The 18155-nt window shown below is 70.4% G+C and carries 19 protein-coding genes; 9 read left to right on the top strand and 10 right to left on the bottom strand.

All coding sequences use genetic code 11. The features are described 5' to 3' along the window. The first annotated feature begins 49 nt into the window (after positions 1-49). The 3 genes from serC to C7H75_RS05800 all read left to right on the top strand — a co-directional run bounded on the left by serC (position 50) and on the right by C7H75_RS05800 (position 3163). On the top strand, positions 50-1168 hold the full coding sequence (serC, locus tag C7H75_RS05810) for a phosphoserine transaminase (protein ID WP_005515069.1): 1119 nt from the start codon (positions 50-52) through the stop codon (positions 1166-1168). A gap of 349 nt (positions 1169-1517) precedes the next feature. Then, positions 1518-2387: a septation protein SepH gene (gene sepH / locus C7H75_RS05805; RefSeq protein WP_174525756.1), complete on the top strand. Its 870-nt coding sequence runs from the start codon at positions 1518-1520 to the stop codon at positions 2385-2387. Next, positions 2342-3163, top strand: coding sequence for a DUF6928 family protein (locus C7H75_RS05800; protein WP_233281864.1), 822 nt, complete (start codon positions 2342-2344; stop codon positions 3161-3163). The genes sepH and C7H75_RS05800 overlap by 46 nt, the downstream gene beginning before the upstream one ends. A gap of 6 nt (positions 3164-3169) precedes the next feature. Here the strand turns inward: C7H75_RS05800 and C7H75_RS05795 are convergent, their stop codons facing one another. From C7H75_RS05795 to C7H75_RS05785, 3 genes are read right to left on the bottom strand one after another with little or no spacing between them, the layout of a single operon-like run. Beyond that, entirely contained in the window at positions 3170-3442 is a 273-nt protein-coding gene (locus C7H75_RS05795) for a DUF2537 domain-containing protein (protein ID WP_069856214.1), read from the bottom strand. Further along, entirely contained in the window at positions 3439-4245 is an 807-nt protein-coding gene (locus C7H75_RS05790; protein WP_005515073.1) for a TrmH family RNA methyltransferase, read from the bottom strand. The genes C7H75_RS05795 and C7H75_RS05790 overlap by 4 nt, the downstream gene beginning before the upstream one ends. A 34-nt stretch (positions 4246-4279) precedes the next feature. Beyond that, positions 4280-4885 (bottom strand): TetR/AcrR family transcriptional regulator, encoded by a 606-nt coding sequence (locus C7H75_RS05785; protein WP_084954666.1) that lies wholly within the window; start codon positions 4883-4885, stop codon positions 4280-4282. Between the two features lie 71 nt (positions 4886-4956). On the opposite strand from C7H75_RS05785, the gene C7H75_RS05780 reads away from it, so the two are divergent. Then, positions 4957-5508: a hypothetical protein gene (locus C7H75_RS05780; protein WP_013415044.1), complete on the top strand. Its 552-nt coding sequence runs from the start codon at positions 4957-4959 to the stop codon at positions 5506-5508. On the opposite strand, the gene C7H75_RS05775 is transcribed toward C7H75_RS05780, so the two are convergent. The 3 genes from C7H75_RS05775 to C7H75_RS05765 all read right to left on the bottom strand — a co-directional run bounded on the left by C7H75_RS05775 (position 5460) and on the right by C7H75_RS05765 (position 8729). Next, positions 5460-6677 carry an MFS transporter gene (locus C7H75_RS05775; RefSeq protein WP_064077936.1) on the bottom strand — a complete coding sequence of 406 codons (1218 nt, stop codon included), beginning with the start codon at positions 6675-6677 and terminating at the stop codon, positions 5460-5462. The genes C7H75_RS05780 and C7H75_RS05775 overlap by 49 nt on opposite strands. Before the next feature lie 94 nt (positions 6678-6771). Continuing rightward, on the bottom strand, positions 6772-7203 hold the full coding sequence (locus tag C7H75_RS05770; protein ID WP_175271887.1) for an Rv0880 family HTH-type transcriptional regulator: 432 nt from the start codon (positions 7201-7203) through the stop codon (positions 6772-6774). Positions 7204-7238: 35 nt separating this feature from the next. Further along, on the bottom strand, positions 7239-8729 hold the full coding sequence (locus C7H75_RS05765) for an NCS2 family permease (protein ID WP_005515081.1): 1491 nt from the start codon (positions 8727-8729) through the stop codon (positions 7239-7241). Between the two features lie 81 nt (positions 8730-8810). On the opposite strand from C7H75_RS05765, the gene C7H75_RS05760 reads away from it, so the two are divergent. Next, positions 8811-9059, top strand: coding sequence for a DUF2530 domain-containing protein (locus C7H75_RS05760; RefSeq protein WP_064077911.1), 249 nt, complete (start codon positions 8811-8813; stop codon positions 9057-9059). 46 nt (positions 9060-9105) lie between these two features. Here the strand turns inward: C7H75_RS05760 and C7H75_RS05755 are convergent, their stop codons facing one another. Genes C7H75_RS05755 through C7H75_RS05745 form a run of 3 tightly spaced genes read right to left on the bottom strand, consistent with a single transcriptional unit; the run spans position 9106 to position 13267 of the window. After that, positions 9106-9663, bottom strand: a complete 558-nt coding sequence (locus tag C7H75_RS05755; protein ID WP_106851084.1) for a phosphatase PAP2 family protein — start codon at positions 9661-9663, stop codon at positions 9106-9108. Beyond that, positions 9660-12413 carry a sacsin N-terminal ATP-binding-like domain-containing protein gene (locus C7H75_RS05750; RefSeq protein WP_106851083.1) on the bottom strand — a complete coding sequence of 918 codons (2754 nt, stop codon included), beginning with the start codon at positions 12411-12413 and terminating at the stop codon, positions 9660-9662. Before C7H75_RS05750 ends, C7H75_RS05755 begins: the two co-directional genes overlap by 4 nt. After that, a complete protein-coding gene (locus tag C7H75_RS05745) occupies positions 12410-13267 on the bottom strand; it encodes a DUF3027 domain-containing protein (protein ID WP_175271440.1) in 858 nt (285 codons plus the stop codon). Before C7H75_RS05745 ends, C7H75_RS05750 begins: the two co-directional genes overlap by 4 nt. Positions 13268-13318: 51 nt before the next feature. On the opposite strand from C7H75_RS05745, the gene C7H75_RS05740 reads away from it, so the two are divergent. From C7H75_RS05740 to C7H75_RS05730, 3 genes are all read left to right on the top strand, one after another. Next, complete coding sequence (locus tag C7H75_RS05740) at positions 13319-14128, top strand: glutaminyl-peptide cyclotransferase (RefSeq protein WP_044990536.1); 810 nt, start codon at positions 13319-13321, stop codon at positions 14126-14128. An 87-nt stretch (positions 14129-14215) separates the two neighbouring features. Beyond that, positions 14216-15961: an MFS transporter gene (locus C7H75_RS05735; RefSeq protein WP_005515092.1), complete on the top strand. Its 1746-nt coding sequence runs from the start codon at positions 14216-14218 to the stop codon at positions 15959-15961. Between the two features lie 15 nt (positions 15962-15976). Continuing rightward, complete coding sequence (locus tag C7H75_RS05730; RefSeq protein WP_106851082.1) at positions 15977-16486, top strand: DUF2771 family protein; 510 nt, start codon at positions 15977-15979, stop codon at positions 16484-16486. 76 nt (positions 16487-16562) lie between these two features. Here C7H75_RS05730 and C7H75_RS26395 read toward each other — a convergent pair whose 3' ends face one another. Then, the gene (locus C7H75_RS26395) at positions 16563-16976 is read right to left on the bottom strand and encodes a cold-shock protein (RefSeq protein ID WP_022594333.1); all 414 of its coding nucleotides are present in this window, start codon (positions 16974-16976) and stop codon (positions 16563-16565) included. A gap of 235 nt (positions 16977-17211) precedes the next feature. Between C7H75_RS26395 and metA the strand changes: the two genes are divergently transcribed. Beyond that, complete coding sequence (metA, locus tag C7H75_RS05720) at positions 17212-18126, top strand: homoserine O-acetyltransferase MetA (RefSeq protein ID WP_005515096.1); 915 nt, start codon at positions 17212-17214, stop codon at positions 18124-18126. Positions 18127-18155 lie beyond the last annotated feature (29 nt).

Genomic DNA, 18155 nt, shown 5'->3' with positions numbered 1-18155 from the left:
TGGACGTCCAACCACATCCGAGCACAATCGATAAGGACAACTCGCACCGATGAGCACACCGATCATCCCCGCCGACCTCAAGCCCGTCGACGGCCGTTTCGGTTGCGGACCCTCGAAGGTTCGCCCCGAGCAGCTGCAGTCCCTGGTCGACGTCGGCGCCTCGGTGTTCGGCACCAGCCACCGGCAGAAGCCCGTCAAGGACGTCGTCGGCCGCGTGCGCTCGGGCCTGCGTGACCTGTTCTCGCTGCCCGAGGGCTACGAGGTCGTCCTCGGCAACGGCGGCTCCACCGCGTTCTGGGATGCGGCGGCCTTCGGTCTGATCCGGGAGCGCTCGCAGCACTTCACGTACGGCGAGTTCTCGTCCAAGTTCGCGTCGGTGGCGAAGAACAACCCGTTCATCGGCGACCCCATCGTCGTGTCGAGCGATCCGGGCACCGCGCCGGAGATCGTCGCCGACGGTTCGGTCGACCTCATCGGCTGGGCGCACAACGAGACCTCGACGGGTGTCGCCGTGCCGGTGTCCCGCCCGGCGGGTTCGGAGAACGCGCTCATCGCGATCGACGCCACCTCGGGCGCCGGTGGTCTGCCGGTCAACGCCGCCGACGCCGACGTCTACTACTTCGCGCCGCAGAAGTGCTTCGCCGCGGACGGTGGCCTGTGGATCGCGCTGATGAGCCCGGCCGCGCTCGAGCGCGTGGCCGAGATCAAGGACTCGGGTCGCTGGACTCCGGACTTCCTGTCGCTGCCGATCGCGGTCGACAACTCCACCAAGGACCAGACGTACAACACCCCTGCGCTCGCGACGCTGCTGATGTTCGAGAACCAGATCGCGTGGATGAACTCGAACGGCGGCCTGGACTGGACCACGGCGCGCACCAAGGATTCGTCGGAGCGCCTGTACTCGTGGGCCGAGGCTTCGGAGTACGCGACGCCGTTCGTCGCCGATCCGGCCTACCGCTCGCAGGTCGTCGGCACCATCGACTTCGCCGACTCGGTCGACGCGGCCGCGGTCGCGAAGATCCTGCGCGCCAACGGCATCGTCGACACCGAGCCGTACCGCAAGCTGGGCCGCAACCAGCTGCGCATCGGCATGTTCCCGGCGATCGACCCCGAGGACATCTCGCAGCTCACCAAGAGCATCGACTGGGTCGTCTCGCAGCTCGGCTGATTTCCGCCGGGCCGCAGGGGTGGCCCCGGGCTTCCCGGTTCTCCGTAGCGAGGGCGGGCACGCGTGCGCGTGCCCGCCCTCTCTGCGTCCCTACGTCTCCTGCTCCGGCCCCTCCGCGCCCCTCCCCCTCCCCCACCTCGCGTTTTGCGCACTTGTCGCACCCCGGACCACCCCTCCTCTCGCGCTTTGCGCACTTGTCGCGCGCATCACATCCCCGGGGTAGCGATAAGTGCGCAAAACGCGCGGGGAGGGTGATATACGGCGCGCGTGTCTTTCCTGCGCGTGGGTCACGGATGAATTACAGTCGATCATGACGTGATCGCGAGTCGGCGCGATGAGGAGGACGAACGTGCGGGAGCTGCGAGTAATAGGTCTCGAACCTGGCGGCGCGCACGTGGTGTGTTCTGATCCAGACACCGGCGAAAAGTTCCGGCTCCCAGCCGATGACAAACTCCGCGCGGCCTCCCGCGGGGACATCGCTCGACTCGGCCAGATTGAGATCGAAATGGACAGTCAGCTCCGCCCCCGCGAAATCCAGGCCCGCATCCGTGCCGGCGCCTCCGTCGAACAGGTCGCCGAACAGGCCGGCATCCCGCACGCCAAGGTGGAACGCTTCGCGTACCCCGTGCTGCTCGAGCGCGCCCGGGCCGCGGAGATGGCGCAGGCCGGTCATCCGGTACGTCCGGACGGCCCGGCCGTGCACACCCTTTCGGAGATCGTGACGCTGGCGTTCAAGGCGCGCGGCCACGAGAACAGCGCCATCACGTGGGACGCCTGGAAGGACGAGGACGGATTCTGGGTGGCCCAGCTGCAGTGGCAGGCCGGCCGCACCACCAACACCGCACACTGGCGTTACCAGCCGGACGCGCACGGCGGCACCATCACCGCGCTCGACGACACGGCCGCCCAGCTCGTCGACCCCGATTTCGGTCGGCGCGGTCTCGCTCCGGTACCCACCAACCCGATCTACGGTCCGGCCGATTTCGAGCAGGATCACGAACACGAGAGCACCGAGCCGTCCGACAAGGCCCAGGATTCTCCGATCGTGTTGGCGGACAACGAGTCCCACGCCCCCGCGTCGGAGGTCACAGGCGAGATCGAACACGATCAGCCCAAGGTCGCGCCGCAGCAGACGCCGGGGAAGGACAAGCGCGGCAAGCCCGCCCTGCCGTCGTGGGACGACGTGCTGCTGGGCGTGCGGAGCAACGGGCGCGGCTGACGCCGGTGCTGGGGGTCACCTCCTCGACGATCTGGTACGTCGACGCCACCGAGCCCGCCGGGGTCCTGCGCGGCGCGATACCGGACCGGGAGTCCGCCCGGGCCCTCGCCGCGACGCTGCATCCCGGTCTCGACGTCACGTATCTCGGTGACGAGCCGCTGTCCGACGCCGTGAAACCCGAACCCGGCGAGGTGGTCGTCGGCCGCTACCCGGGCGTCGCCGTGGTTCGCACGGGGGAGGCGCTGCCGCCGACGCCGTCGACGCTCGTCGAGCACTGGATCCGCCCGACGGGGGCCACCCACACCTACCTGAGTTCGTCGACCGTCCACACGGCCGCCGGTTCATGGGGTGCGTTCGCGCACTGGGAGGACGGCGAACTCAAGCGGTCGTTCAGCGCGACGCCGGTGCACATCATCGAGGATCTCGGTCTGCCCCAGGTGTGGGAGCGGCCGTACTGGGCGGGCGAGCACCCGGCGCCGCCGGTGATGGACGTCCTGCCGGACCCGCAGACGCTGCCGTTCGATCCCGGCGCGTTCGCCGAGTCTGCACCGGCCGCATGGCTCGGGGACGACCTGGACCTGTCATCGATCACGGTGTGCCGCTTCGCCGTTCACCCGACGGGTCAGGTGCCGGAGTCGGTGCGACGCGCACAGGAGAGGCTGCGCGCCGAGCAGGCCCGCGCCGAGCAACTGCGCGCCGAGCAGGCCCGGCCCGAGCAGGCGGCCCGGCCGCAGCGGCGATCGTTGTTCGCGCGACTGTTCCGACGGGAGCGCTGACGCGGCCTAGAGGGCCCCGAAAAGCAATGCGATCCAACCGGATACGACCCCGGCCGCCACACCGTAGACCACCCACCGCCACACCGGCAGGTTCCGCCACCGCCACACGGTGGGTGCGGCGCCGCCGACGGCGACGAGGTTGAACCCCACCGTGAGCAGCGGGTGGATGTGCGCGAGTGTGACGCCGAACGCCACGACCGCGACCAGCGTCACCACCGCGGCGAACGTGCTGACCAGCAGGCCCGTCGCCCACGGGGTCGGATCGGCGGACGCGGTCACGATCCGGTCCGGATTCGCTCGTAGAACGCCATCGCAGCCGCGGTCGCCACGTTGAGCGAATCGGTGCCCGCCGACATCGGGATGCGGGCACGCACGTCGGTGACACGCATCGCGTCTTCGGTCAATCCCGGACCCTCCGCACCGAGCAGCAATGCCACCCTCTCGCCCGTCATCGCCTCCGCGAGCGTCGGCGCCGACGGATTCGGAGTGAGTGAGATCAGCTGGAAACCTCTGTCGCGCAGAATGTTCAGTCCGCGCGGCCATTCCGGGATCTGTGCGAACGGAACCCGTAGCGCGTGCCCCATCGACACGCGCACCGCCCGCCGGTACAGCGGGTCCGCCACCGCAGCACCGAACAGGATGGCATCGACGCCGAGACCGGCGGCGTTGCGGAACATCGAGCCGATGTTCTCGTGGTCGTTGACGCCCTCGAGCACCGCGACGGTGCGGGCGTCGCGCAGGACGTCCTCGACGTCGAGGGCGGGCGGGCGGTGCGCGGCCGCGAGGACACCGCGGTTGAGGTGGAAGCCCACGACCTGCGCCATCACGTCGGCGGTGGTTCGGTAGAACGGCACGTCCACGCCCTCGAGGTCCGCGGACAGTTCGGTGAGACGTCGGTCGACGCCGAGCAGGCTGTTCGGGGTGAAGCGCGACGCGAGCATCCGCTGCACCACCAGCACGCCCTCGGCGATCACCAGGCCCTTGCCTCCGGGCAGGTCGGGGCGACGATCCGACGAATTCAGATCGCGGTAGTCGCCCAACCGGGGATCGGCGGGGTCGGCGATGTCGATGACGTGAACCACGGGTCCATCGTGCCGTACCGGACTCGGCGTTCGGCTACACGGTGTCCCCATCCACGAGCAGGGCCGCGAAGTGGGCGTCGAGGACGGCGTGGAGCCGCTCGGCGTCCATGCGGCGGGGGTGGTTGACGCCGTGGGCGGCGAGGCCGTCGACCAGGGCGTGCAACCGCGCCGCCTCCACTTCCATCGACGCGTCCGGCGCGAGCAGGCCGGCGTCGTGCAGCGCGCCGACGAGGCGGAGGAAACCCTCGTACATCTCCCGGTCGGTGCGGTCGCGCACCGCGGCGAGGGCTGGATCCGTGCGCGCGGCCACCACGAAGGCCTGCCAGACGTCCATCTCGCCGCGCCGGTCGGCGTCGAGCGGGACGAATTGCTCGGCCAGCCGTCGGGCGTCGGCGCGCAGGTCGCCGGTGAATTCGATCGCCGCGATGCGCTCGTGGACCCGCCTGGTGACCAGTTCCATCGCGAACAGCAACAGTTCGGACTGGGTGCCGAAGAAGTGCCGCAGCGACCCGGTGGACAGCCCGGCCTCGTCGGCGACGGTGCGCACGCTGGCGGCGCCGATGCCGTCGCGCCGGATCACCTGCAGGACCGCGTCGGCGATCTCCTCGCGGCGGGCCTCGGTACTGGTTCGCTTCACCACGTCGCCAAAACTAACACAGTCGTGATAGTTTCTACCGCGACTAACACAGTCGTACTAGAAATGGGGCGGACATGATCGTGCAACTGATCGTCGCGTGCGAGATCCTCTTCTGGGTGTTCCTCGGCGCCGGCCTGACGGCGCGCTACCTCCTGCGCCGCCCCACGCTCGGCGCGGTACTGCTGGTGGGCGCACCGCTCGTCGACGTCGTGCTGTTGGTCGCCACCACGATCGATCTGCGTGGCGGGGCCGAGGCGTCGTGGAGCCACGGTCTGGCGGCGACGTACATCGGCTTCTCGGTCGCCTTCGGCCACAGCATCATCCGCTGGGCGGATGGTCGTTTCGCCCACCGCTTCGCCGGAGGACCCGCCCCCGAGAAGCCCGCCCGGCACGGGAGGGCACGGGCGATCCGCGAGTGGCGCGAGTTCGGAAAGGCCGTGGTGGCCTGGGGTATCGCGTGCGGCCTGCTGCTCGCCGCGATCGCGATGGTCGGCGAACCGGACCGCACCGCAGCCCTGTCCGACTGGATCCGCACGCTCACGGTCGTCCTCGGTGTCTGGGGCGTGATCGCGCTCAGCTACACGCTGTTCCCCGCACGCCCCAAGGTTGCCGAACGACGCACGTAGCCCGCGGCGGCCAGGGCTGCGACGAGGGAGACGGCGCCGCCGATCACGAGCGGGGCGCGGGGGTCGACGGCGTCGGCCAGCCAGCCCAGGAGCGGGCTGCCCAGCGGGGTGCCGCCGAGGAAGGCGAGCATGTACATGCCCATCACCCGGCCGCGCATCTCGGACGGCACCGACATCTGCAGGATGCTCATCGCGGCCGTCGAGAACGTGAGGACGAGGGCGCCGGTGGGCACGAGCAGCACGATGACCGCCACATACGACGGGACGAGTCCGATGGCGGTCTCGAGGACGCCGAACCCGACAGCCGCGCCGAGACACCAGCCGACGGTGGGGGCCGTCGCCCGCCGCGCGGCGAGGGTGGCGCCGCCGAGCATGCCGATCGCGAGCATCGTCGACAGCAGACCGAACGCGTCGGCGTCCTTGCCGAAGGTGTTGCGGGCCAGGACGGCCAGGGTGAGCGAGAAGTTCAGCCCGAACGTGGAGACCACGAACACGGTGAGCAGGACGACGGTGAGGTCGGGCCTGCCGCGCGCGTACCGGAAGCCTTCCCGCACCTGCCCCTTGGTCCGCGGCGCCGGCGCGGACCGGGTGAGCTCGTCCACCCGCATCCACAGCAGCGAGGCGAACACCGCGACGAAGGACACGGAGTTGACGAGGAACACCGGGCCGGTGCCGATCAGCGTGATGAGCACACCGGCCACGGCGGGTCCGACGATGCGGGCGGCGTTGAACATCATGGAGTTCAACGCGATTGCGTTGGCCAATCGGTCCGGTCCGACCATCTCGATCGTGAACGACTGGCGCACGGGCGTTTCGAGAGCCGTGACGCAGCCGAGCGCGAACGCCAGCACGTACACGTGCCACAGCTGCACCACACCACCGACGTCGAGCAGTCCGAGAATCAACCCGAACGACGCCATCGCGACCAGCGAGACCATCAGAATGCGCCGCTTGTCGTACCGGTCGGCAAGCAGCCCGCCGTACATCGACAGGAACAGCGTCGGCCCGAACTGCAGAGCCATCACGACGCCGACCGCGAAACCGTCTCCGCCGGAGAGGGTCAGGACCAACCAGTCCTGCGCGATCCGCTGCATCCACGTGCCGACGAGGGACACGATCTGACCGGCCGTCCAGTACCGGTAGTTGCGGGAGCGCAGCGCGGCGAACATCGACGGCGCGAGATCGGTTGACACCCCGTGATCTTGCACACGCGAAACCGGTCAGCGGGGATTACATCCCGCTGACCGGTTTCGGATGGAAGGGTCAGTCGTTCTCGGAGACCAGGGAACTGATGATCGTGACGGCGTCGCGCAGCGTGGCGAGCTGGGTGTCGTCGAGGCCCGACAGCTTCTCCGTCATCCACGCCTCACGGGCCTGGGTCTCCCCCTCGATGAGGGCGTGGCCGGCGTCGGAGAGCGACACGATGATCTGCCGACCGTCGGTGGGATGCGGTGCGCGGTCGACCAGTCCGACGTCCGCGAGGGAGGCGATGACCCGCGTCATCGACGGCGGCTGGACCTTCTCGCGCTGGGCGAGTGCGCCCGGGGTCATGGGTCCCTCGGCGCTGAGCGTGACGAGCGCGGACAGCTGCGTCAGCGTCACCTGTGCGTCCGCGCGCCGTCCCCGCAGGTGGCGGGTGAGGCGGACCACCGCTAGGGAGAGGTCGCTGGCAAGGGCGCGAGTATCCGTTGTCACAACTTCGAACAATACGGGAACTCGCGCCCCGCCAATCACGTAACGGCGTCAGTGATGGGGCCGACCGCGAAGTATGCGACGAACAGCGCGGCGACGATCCACAGCAGCGGATGGATCTTCTTCGCGTTGCCACCCGCGGCCGCGAGGACCACGTAGGAGATGAAGCCGATGCCGATGCCGTTGGCGATCGAGTAGGTGAACGGCATCGTCACGACGGTCAGGAAGGCCGGCAGGGCGATGGCGAACTTGCTGAAGTCGATCTCGCGCAGCTGGCCGATCATCAACGCGCCCACCACGACCAGAGCCGGTGCGGCCGCCTCGATCGGGACCACCGAGTACAGCGGGGTCAGGAACATCGCGGCGAGGAACAGCGTGCCGGTGACGACGTTGGCGAGGCCGGTGCGAGCGCCCTCGGCGATGCCCGAGGCCGACTCGACGAACACCGTGTTGGACGACGCGGACGCGCCGCCGCCCACGACGGCGCCGGCACCCTCGACGATCAGGGCCTTGCCGATGCCGGGCAGGTTGCCGTCCTCGTCGGCCAGCTTCGCTTCCTTGCCGAGACCGGTCATGGTGCCCATGGCGTCGAAGAAGTTGGCGAGCACCAGCGTGAAGACGAGCAGGCTGGCGGCGATGACACCGATACGAGTGAACGCACCGAACAGGCTGACGTCACCGACCAGGCTGAGATCGGGCAGCTGCGCGAACACGTCGGGCATCGCGGGGACGCTGAGGTTCCAGCCCTTGGGGTCGACGCCCTTGGAGGCGCCGATGTCGAAGACGGCCTCGAGGATCGCGGCGAGCACGGTGGTGACGACGATGCCGATCAGCAGACCGCCGCGGACCTTGCGCACGACGAGGATGCCCATGAGCAGCACGCCGAAGACGAACACGGCGGTCGGCCATGCCGAGATGGAGCCGTTGATGCCGAGGCCGACGGGGACCGTGGTGCCCGCGGCGTCGGGGATGCGTCGGACGAAACCGGCGTCGACGAGGCCGATGAACGCGATGAACATGCCGATTCCGGCGGCGATCGCGGCCTTGAGCTCGCGCGGGATGGCGTTGAACACGGCGGTACGGAAGCCGGTGGCGGCGAGCGCGACGATGATGATGCCGTCGATGACGACCAGACCCATCGCCTCGGGCCACGTCACCTGCGGGGCGATCGTCACGGCGAGCAAGCTGTTGATGCCGAGACCCGCGGCGATACCGAACGGATAGTTGGCGATGATGCCGAACGCGATGCTCATCAGGCCCGCGACGAGCGCGGTGACGGCGGCGACCTGGCTGACCGGGAGGATGTTGCCGAGTACGTCGGTCTTGGCGACGGCGTCGTCCGCCGAGAAGCTACCGAGGATCAGCGGGTTGAGGACCACGATGTAGGCCATGGCCACGAACGTGACCAGGCCGCCGCGGACCTCGGTGCTGATGGTCGAGCCCCGCTCGGAGATCTTGAAATAGGTGTCGAGCAACCGCGAGGGTGCCGACGGCCGCGAGGGCTCGGTGGTCTTGTCGGTAACCGCCATGTCGTGTTTCGGTCCAATCGCCGGGAAGTGGGGTTTCGCACCTGGCAGATTAGGGCACCGACGCGCGGGTAACTTAATCGTGTGACCGAAATCCATAGCACGCCGACGCTCGTGGAGCGCCTCTCCGACCCGCGCCCGGTGCTGGCGGTGGGAACCCTCGCGTGGATCGTGGCGACCGTCGTGGTCCTCGCGTCCGGGGACCGTTGGAACACAGCGCTTCCGGTCTGTTACGCCGGAATCGCCCTGGGCCTCCTCGGATTCGGACTGTTCCTGGTTCAGCGCGGCGCGGCGCGGCGCGGCCGACGTGGCGCGCAGCAGGGGCTGGTCTGACCGACAGCGCACGCCGGGGCGCAACCCATCCGCCCGGTGACTGATTTCACAGGGTATTCGCGCGTGTCCGGTGGCGGCTGCGACGGCTGATCGCCCAGATCCACAGCACCGCCCACGCGATACCGAAGGCCCACCCTGCCAGCACGTCGGTGAGCCAGTGCGCGGCCAGGTAGACGCGGGAGAGTCCGACGGCGATCGTGTAGCAACCCAGCAGCACGAGCAGCGCGATCCGCCGGATCCCGGGTGCGACGAGACGCACGACGACGGCGCCGAGCACGCACGCGAGGATCGCCGACATCATCGCGTGCCCCGACGGGAACGAATAGCTGTCGAGCACGACCAGCCGCTCGGGCACCGGCGGCCGCTGGCGCCCGAAGAAGAGTTTGAGCAGGCTCATCGCGGCCCACCCGGACAGCATTGCGCCCGCGACCGTCACTGCCTCCACGGTGTACCGGCGGAGCAGCAGCGCGACCGTGACGATCGTCGAGATCACGAACGCGGCGACGGTGCCGCCGCTGTGGGTGATCACGGTGACCACGTCGGTCAGGCCGGGGGTGCGGATGTCGAGCATCCAGTTCAGCACCGACTGATCCATGTCCGTCATCGCTGCTCCCCCACCGGCCGGCGCCGCAAGTGCGCACGGCCGTCGTCGTCGATCCAGATCGGCACCGCGACGTCGCCGTCGAGTGCGCCGCCGAGACGCACCACCAGATCGTCGTGCACGACGACGTCACCGGACGGCAGTGGCAGGCCCAGGGCCGCGCACGCGAGCACCGCGCCGGGCTCGCGGTCCCACGTGCTCACCTCCCCGTCGCCGACGACGTGCGCCTCGACGGCGGCCGACGCGAGCGGCAGGTCCAGCAGATCCGCGAGGGCGGCGGCGGTGTCGAGCGCGCCGAGCACCAGACGCTCCGGCGGCACGACGGCCGCGAGGTGGGCGCGGTCGAGCACCAGCGCGACGTCGGGGTCGACGACGGCGCCGGTCAGGCTGCGCACCTGCGCGGGCAGGTCCAGGTCGTCGAGGTCGAGGACCCCGCGCCGGGCGGCGTCGGCGAGCAGCCGGTGGGCACGGACCACGACGTCGGGGCTGGGCGTGCGCGCGGGGTCGGCGAGACGGTCCAGCAGCACGGCGGCGAGCGCGTTGTCGTCGACGGTCCGCGGGGCGAGCGCCGCCGCGAGCGCCGGGGCGTCGGGGTGGTCGAGGACGTCGAGCAGGCCGGCGAAGGTGTCGTCGTCGGCGGCGCGGAGCAGCCCCAGCGGGCGGCCGTCGATCTCGGCGTGGGTGCGCAGCCACCACGCGGTGTAGCCGGTCCGGTCGCCGAGCGCGGACGCCGTGTCGGGCTCGGCGGCGAGCAGGGTCAGCGCCTGCGCCCAGCGGTCGGGGTCGACCAGGTCGAGGTCGCGGACCGCGATCAGCGTCTCGGGGTCGTCGGCGAGGGTGTCCCACCAGGCGTCCTCGTCGTCGAGGTCGTGTTCGGGGCCGGTGGGCAGGTCGGCGCGCAGCACCGTGAAACCCCAGCCGACGCCCACTGCGCGCAGCGCCTCCGCACCGAACCGGTCCACGAGGGCGGCGTCGACGGTCCCGAAGGGCGAGTCGGCGTCCAGCACGTCGGCCAACGGTGCACCGGGGAGCAGCAACTGGTCGGCGGGCACGAGTTCGCCGTCGGCGTCGGGCAGCGGGAGTTCACCCAGCCAGGTCGGCCGCGACTCGCGCGCGGTGAGCGTCACGAGCGCGAGCACGGCCGACGCCAGTTCGGTTGCGGCACCGGGGTCGTCGTAGTCGAGGTCCTCGATCCGCGCGTGCAGTGCGGGATCCGACAGCAGGTCACCGGCGGTGGCCCGCTGCGCGCCCAACCGGTTCAGCAACGGGTGCGCGGCGTCCGGGTGCACCAGGCGCACCCAGTCCAGCGCCGACGCCGCATCGTCGAGCGCGTGCCCCAGATCGGTGCCGGTGACGACGGTGCGCGGACCGGTGACGGTGCGGCCGTCCGCGAGCGGAACCGGAACGGCGGCAAGCTCTTCCACCGCCAGTGCGTCCACCACCAGCGGTTCGAGCGCGGCGTAGACGGCGTGCCACCACGACGGCTCGCGGCTGTGTCCGCCGAGGAGTTCCGCGACGCGGGCCAGCCCGAAGCGGTGCACGTCGACGGCTGCCAGCGCGGCGGCGTGGCGTGGGCCGGACAGCTCCGGATCCACCAGGCCGGGCACGACCTCGGCGAGCGCATCGGCCAGTTCCCTGGTGAGCCCGGACAGCACACTCGCCCGCGCCGGAACGAGATCCGGTACGTCGGAGCCGGTCTCGGCGGGCGGTAGCCACGGTTGGGTCCGCAGGTCGGCGAGCACCGCCTCCCGCAGCGCGGCGTCGGTCTCGCTGCGCGCGAACCCAGGCAGCGGCACCAGGTCGAGCCGCTGGTCGCCGGGCAGGGCGGCGACGAACCGCGCGTAACCGAGCGCGACACGAGCGAGCGGCGCACCGGGCAGCAGGCGTCGGCGGTCGGGTTGCATCGGGACGTCGGCGATCAGCAACGCGGGCAGCGACAGTTCCTCGTCGGACCGGGTGGGCGCGCGCAGCACGTCCTCGGCGACGGGGCGGACGCGGCCGTCGACCACCGGAACCAGCCAGCGCGCGGTGTCGGTGACGTACTGCCACCACGTGTTCTCGCCGACGGTGATCTCGGTGAGCCCGCCGTCGAGGTCGCGGGCGGTGCGGCGCAGCGTGCGGTCGCCGATCGTGATCGTCTCGAGCGCGGGCAGTTCCAGCAGCAGGTCGACGGCCTCGTCGGCGAACCCGCCCAGCAGCGCGGCGCCGTCGATGTCGGGGCGCAGGTGCAGCACTACCTCGGAGTCGAACCCGGCGGCGGGCGGCTCGTCGGTGGCCCACACCAGACGCAGCACCGGGACGCCGGACGCCGGCGCCTGCAGGGAGGAGTCGGCGATCTGCGCCCGGGTGCGGGCGGCCGAGAACTGCAGCGATCCGCTGGTGGAGCGCAGTTCGATCTCGTCGCTCACCGAGCGGACGGCGGTGAAGCCGACGCCGAATCGTCCTACCCCGGTGGACTTCCCGGATGCGCGCAGTGCGGCGAGAGCCTGCACACCCTCGATGTCGAGGGGGGCGCCGGTGTTGGCGATCCGCAGCACGTCGCCGTGCAGTTCGACGCGCAGCGTCCCGGGGACGCCGGCCCGGGCGGCGGCGTCGGCCGCGTTCTGTGCCAGTTCGGTCAGCAGCCGGTCGCGGTACCCGGCCCGGACGAGGTCGGCCTCCGCGGCCGCGTCCTCACGCAGCCGCGTCGGGGAGTTGCGCCACGCGAGGATCGTGCCGTCGCGCAGCGCGTCGGTGCCGAAGGGGTCGGTCAATCGGCCGAGGTGGTGTCCGGGGAAGCGTCCTCGGGAGCCTGGGACGGCTCGGGAGCCGCTTCGACCGCGGCGGTTTCGGCGGCCGGCTCGGCACGCTCGATCTGCACCGCCTCGATCGCGCCGTCGTCGTAGGCGTCGTAGCGCGGGGTGCCCGCACCGGTGGGGAGCGTGGTGTCGGAGTGCGCACCGCAGCCGTGCGCCGCGTGCACGATGTGCCCGTCGGCGGCCATCTCGTTGCCGCACACGCCGAACGCGGCGTGCAGCGAACCGGCCAGCGGCAGATAGAAACCGCACAGGTCGCACGTCGACGGCGCGGCCTTGGCCATCTCGGAATCGGGACCGTAGTCGCCGTCGTGCCAGCGGGCGGCGCAGTCCAGGCGGCCCTCGCGGCTCATGACCTGCTTGCGACCCAGGCCCACCTCGAACGCGACGTCGTCGATCTCGGGGTCGCCGGTGGCGACGTAACCGGGCACCAGCCGCGGATCGTTCTCCCGCGGCGCGAGGAGGTCGCCGGGCGAGAGATCGCCGGGGCGGACGCGCTGATCCCACGGCAGCCACTCGGGCGCGACGAGCGCGTCCGGCCCGGGCAGCAGCGCGAGCTCGCTGACGGTGACGTGATCGGAGCCCGGCACGGCGGCCACGACGACGGCCCACTGCCAGCCCCGGTAGCCGGGAAGCTCGGTGTCGAAGCGGTGAGTGGCGGCGCAGTCGTCCTCGGCGGTCACGCCGAGGTATCTGCCCACTCCTCCCTCTCCGAGGTCGACCAGCGCCGTGCGAGCAAGCTCGACGGCATCGGCGAGGACGGGGCGCACGACGGCGCTCTCGGGAGACGACGTAACACTCACGGTGTCCATCTTGCCGCACTCGGTCCCGTCTGCGCTCGTGCGGGCTGCCATGCTGGGCGGGTGAATCTGCGTAGCACCCCCGTCCGGGCCGCGGTCGCGGTGTCCGTGGCGGCCGTCGCTCTGCTCACCGGCTGCTCGGGCGGCACCCCGCCGGCGGGCGCGACGATCGCCGAACGGATGCACCCGGAGATCGTCCGCGAACTTCCCCATGATCCGTCCGCGTTCACGCAGGGCCTGGAGATCTCCGACGGCACGCTGTTCGAGAGCACCGGACGGGTGGGGCAGTCGTGGGTGCGGGCGACCGCGCTCGACACCGGCGTCGAGCAGGCCCGCGCCGACCTGTCTCGGCCGATGTTCGGCGAGGGGATCACCGTCGTCGGCGACACGGTGTGGCAGATCACGTGGAAGGACGGGGTCGCGATCGAACGCGACCGCGACACCCTCGCGCAGCGCCGCACCGTCGACTACGAGGGCGAGGGCTGGGGGTTGTGCACGCAGCCCGACCGGCTGGTGATGAGCGACGGTTCCGACGCGCTCACCTTCCGCGATCCCGAGACGTTCGCGGAGACGGGGACGGTCGACGTCACGCTCGACGGCCGGCCCGTCGACAAGCTCAACGAGCTCGAGTGCGCGAGCGACGGTTCGGTGTACGCGAACGTGTGGACCACCGACACGATCGTGCGGATCGATCCGGCGACGGGTGTCGTGACGGGCCGGATCGACGCGGCGGCGTTGAAGGACGCGCTGCCGGCGGACGAGCGGGGCAGCATCGACGTGCTCAACGGCATCGCTCAGATCCCCGGCACCGACCGGTTCCTGGTGACGGGGAAGCTGTGGCCGCGCATGTTCGAGGTCCGGTTCGTCGCCTGAGCGCGTCGCGCCGGGCGCCGACACGTCCGAGCGAGCAGGAACGGACCGCCCGTGTCGTGCATTGTCCGGGGACTAGGACAGAATTGAGTGGTGACCGGACCCCGCGACCCCCACGACGCCCCTCGGCGTGGGCCCCACCCGCAGGATCCTTCGGCGCGACGTCACCCCGGTTTCGAGAACTATCCGCCGTCGCAGCGGGTCAGCGGGCGTAGGGCACCGCTGCCACCCCTGCATCCGGTGGACCGGTCGGCACGCACCGAGCGCATCGAGCAACCCACCGAGCGTTTCGCGTCCCCGCCGGCCGAAGAGACCCGCCGGATGGACGTCCCCGCGGATGATGCGGCGAACGGGGCCCGCCCCGAATCCCCCGAGCCTCCCGAATCCGCCGAGGCCGACGCCCCCAAGCCGCGCCCCATGCCGCGCAAGCTGACGGTGACCCGGGTCGCCGCGATGCGTGGCCGTGAACTCACCAACAAGGGCATCGCCACGTTCCGGCGGGCGGCCACCGCGGACGGCGCCGACAAGTCGGGGCTGACCGCGCTCACGTACGCGGTGATGGCGAACTTCGCGACCGACGCGACGGTCGCCGTCGCGCTCGCGAACACCCTCTTCTTCTCTGCCGCGACCGGCGAGGACAAGACCAAGGTCGCGCTGTACCTGCTGATCACGATCGCGCCGTTCGCGGTGATCGCGCCGCTCATCGGGCCGGCGCTGGACCGTCTGCAGCGGGGGCGGCGGATCGCGCTGGCGTCGTCGTTCGCGCTGCGCACGCTGCTGGCGATCGTGCTGGTCTTCAACTTCGACAGCTGGGCGCTGTACCCGTGTGCGCTGGGCATGATGGTGCTCAGCAAGTCCTTCGCGGTACTCAAGAGCGCGGTGACGCCACGCGTGCTGCCACCGGAGATAGACCTGGTGCGGGTCAATTCGCGACTGACGGTGTTCGGCTTGATCGGCGGCACGATCGGTGCAGGCGCCCTCGCCGGCGCCCTCGCGTTCCTCACCGGTTCCACGGGTGCGCTGTGGTTGACCGTCCTGATCACCGCGTTCGGTGCGTACCTGAGCATGCGGATCCCTGCGTGGGTGGAGGTCACCGAGGGCGAGGTGCCGGCCAAGCTCGCATTCCACGGGGACGACTCCCCCACCGAACGGATCGACGCGGCCGCCGTCGCGGGCGTCGCCCCCGACAAACGCCGTCAGCCCCTGGGCCGCACCGTCGTCACCGGGCTGTGGGGCAACGGCACCATCCGGGTGCTCACCGGCTTCCTCACGCTCTACATCGCGTTCGTCGCCAAGGCCAACACCGACCACGCCGCGGTCATGCAGGCCGCGATGCTGGGTCTGGTCGGTGCCGCGGCGGGCATCGGCAACTTCGCCGGCAACGCCGCAGGCGCCCGCCTCGAACTGGGCCGTCCCGCGATGATGGTGGTGCGGTGCACCATCGCCGTCACCGTCGTCGCGATCCTCGCCGCGATCACCGGGAACCTGCTCACCGCGGCGCTCGCCGCGCTGGTGGCGTCCGCGGCCAGCGCGCTCGCGAAGGTGTCGCTCGATGCGTCGCTGCAGCAGGACCTGCCCGAGGAGTCCATCGCGTCCGGGTTCGGCCGGTCCGAGACCGTGCTCCAGCTCAGCTGGGTCGTCGGCGGCGCGATGGGCGTCCTGCTGCCCACCGAACTGTGGATCGGTTTCACCGTCGTGTCGGTGGTGCTTACGATCGGGCTGGTACAGACCGTGCTGACGTATCGCGGTGGCTCGCTGCTACCCGGCCTCGGCGGCAAGCGCCCCGAGCACGTCGACCAGGAGACCACCGTCGGCCACAGCCCTCGTGCCGACTGATACACCGAACGAGAAATGGACTTGATGATGCAGGACCGGACGAAGAAGATTCTTGCGCTGATCGCCGCGGTGGTGATCGTCGCGGCTGCCGGTCTGGCCGGAGTTGTGGCCTACCTCGTCGGGCAGTCGGAGGAGAAGCTGCCGACCATCACGGCGTACTCCAAGCAGGAGACCGCCACCGTCGTGCCCGGGTTCTGCGACCCGTCGCTGCAGTGCGAGGGCCTCGAAATCGTCGAGCTGCACGTGCCCGAGGGTTACCCGCTGCAGCTGTCGCTGCCCAAGGAGATCGCCGATTCCGACTGGCGTCTGAACGTGCAGATCGGCAACCCGAAGACCGGTGAGATCTACGAGGGCTACCGCGACTACAAGCCCGGCGACGCCTGGGCCGTGACCGTGCCCGGCGCCCCCGGCGAGCAGCTGATCAGCGCCATCATCCAGCTCCCGGCCCAGGGCGGCCTGGCCCCGGTGTGGGCGCTGCAGACGATGCCGCTGGCCGGCGGCGGTGTGGTCGCCCCCGCCTCCTGATTCGAGGCCCCGACCGAAACGGGCGCCCTCCGGTGATGATCACCGGAGGGCGCCCGTTTCGCGTCGCGTGGACGACTCAGCTGTCGAGCTCGCGTGCGACGGCGCGCACCACCTCGGAGATCCGCTGCGCGGTCTTGCGGTCCGGGTACTTACCCTTGCGCAGGTCCGGCTGGATCTTGGCCTCGAGCAGCGTGATCATGTCCTCGACCATGCCGTGCAGTTCGTCGGGCGAGTGCTTGCGCGCCACGGCGTCCTTGCGCGCCCCACCGTTCTGGCGCAGCGTCGGGGCCGGCTCGAGCAGCTGGACCTTGAGCGCCTGCGGACCGCGGCGTCCGGCGGCCATGTCGAATTCGACGCGCTGACCGGCCTTGAGGCCGTCGACGTCGCCGGGCAGCGCGGAAGCGCGGACGTAGACGTCCTCCCCTTCTTCCTGGGACAGGAAGCCGAAACCCTTCTCGACGTCGTACCACTTCACCTTGCCGGTAGGCACCGTGTTCACCTGCTCATCTGCCAGCCGCACTCCCCGTTGAGCGCGCGCGTGTATCTATGCAAAACAACGCGCCCCACTCGGATTGCGGGACGCGTGAATGCCCGAGTGTACCCGCCCCGCCCGGTCACAGGCATCCGCGTTTCGGGCCGCAGGACGCGTGGGCGACGGTCCGGCATGTGGGTGTCGGAAGCGCCGGCCCCTGCCTCGAACCGGCCGCCGACTATGCTGCTGGGCGATGCCTGTCAACGTGCCGCGCGACCTTCCCGCCAGGGCCATCCTGGAGGCGGAGCGAATCTTTGTCATGTCCGACGAGCGCGCCGGACATCAGGACATTCGCCCCATGCGGATCGCGATTTTGAATCTGATGCCGCTGAAGGTCTCCACCGAGACGCAGCTTCTACGGCTGCTCAGCAACAACCCGCTGCAGATCGAGATCACTCTGCTGCACATGGCCAGCCATGTCTCCCGTACCACCTCTGCCGAGCATCTCGAATCGTTCTACTCGACTTTCGACGACGTGGCCCACATGCACTTCGACGGGCTCATCGTCACCGGGGCGCCGATCGAGAAGCTCGACTTCGAGGACGTCGACTACTGGCCGGAGATGACCAAGATCCTCGACTGGGCCCGCGGCGCCGTGCAGTCGACCCTGCACGTCTGCTGGGGTGCGCAGGCGGCCCTGTACCACTACTACGGCGTCGGCAAACACGAAGTCCCACAGAAGATCTCCGGTGTGTTTCCCCACCGGCTCACCGGGGTGCAATCTCCGATCGTCACCGGGTTCGACGACGAGTTCCTGGCCCCGCACTCACGGCACACCGACGTCCACGCCGCCGACATCGAGGCCACCGGCGAGGTCGACGTGTTGGCGGTGAGCGACGAGGCCGGGGTCTACCTGGCCGCCACCCCGGACGGCCGCCAGGTCTTCGTGACCGGGCACCCCGAGTACGACGCGGACACCTTGGCACGCGAATATCGCCGCGACAGCGCGCAAGGTCTGCCGATCGCGGCGCCCGCGCACTACTTCCCCGGCGACGATCCCACCGCGAGCCCGCTCAACCGCTGGCGCGGTCACGGGCACCTGCTGTACTCCAACTGGCTCAACTACTGCGTCTACCAGGAGACCCCGTTCCTTCCCGGCGACGTCTGACCGGCTGAGTCCGTCCCGTAGTTCGGCGA

This window comes from Rhodococcus (subgen. Prescottella) equi (assembly GCF_003013675.1).
Classification (GTDB): domain Bacteria; phylum Actinomycetota; class Actinomycetes; order Mycobacteriales; family Mycobacteriaceae; genus Prescottella; species Prescottella equi.
The sequence above is the reverse complement of the archived record's forward strand: the minus strand, read 5'-3'. Positions and strand labels throughout refer to the sequence as shown.

What these genes read in the sequence shown, in the direction of transcription:
- serC (WP_005515069.1), top strand. Translation starts at nt 50, where the DNA reads ATGAGCACACCGATCATCCCCGCCGACCTCAAGCCCGTCGACGGCCGT.
- C7H75_RS05780 (WP_013415044.1), top strand. Translation starts at nt 4,957, where the DNA reads ATGATCGTGCAACTGATCGTCGCGTGCGAGATCCTCTTCTGGGTGTTC.
- C7H75_RS05775 (WP_064077936.1), bottom strand. Translation starts at nt 6,677, where the DNA reads ATGTTCGCCGCGCTGCGCTCCCGCAACTACCGGTACTGGACGGCCGGT.
- C7H75_RS05765 (WP_005515081.1), bottom strand. Translation starts at nt 8,729, where the DNA reads ATGGCGGTTACCGACAAGACCACCGAGCCCTCGCGGCCGTCGGCACCC.
- C7H75_RS05755 (WP_106851084.1), bottom strand. Translation starts at nt 9,663, where the DNA reads ATGACGGACATGGATCAGTCGGTGCTGAACTGGATGCTCGACATCCGC.
- C7H75_RS05745 (WP_175271440.1), bottom strand. Translation starts at nt 13,267, where the DNA reads ATGGACACCGTGAGTGTTACGTCGTCTCCCGAGAGCGCCGTCGTGCGC.
- C7H75_RS05730 (WP_106851082.1), top strand. Translation starts at nt 15,977, where the DNA reads ATGGACTTGATGATGCAGGACCGGACGAAGAAGATTCTTGCGCTGATC.
- metA (WP_005515096.1), top strand. Translation starts at nt 17,212, where the DNA reads ATGCCTGTCAACGTGCCGCGCGACCTTCCCGCCAGGGCCATCCTGGAG.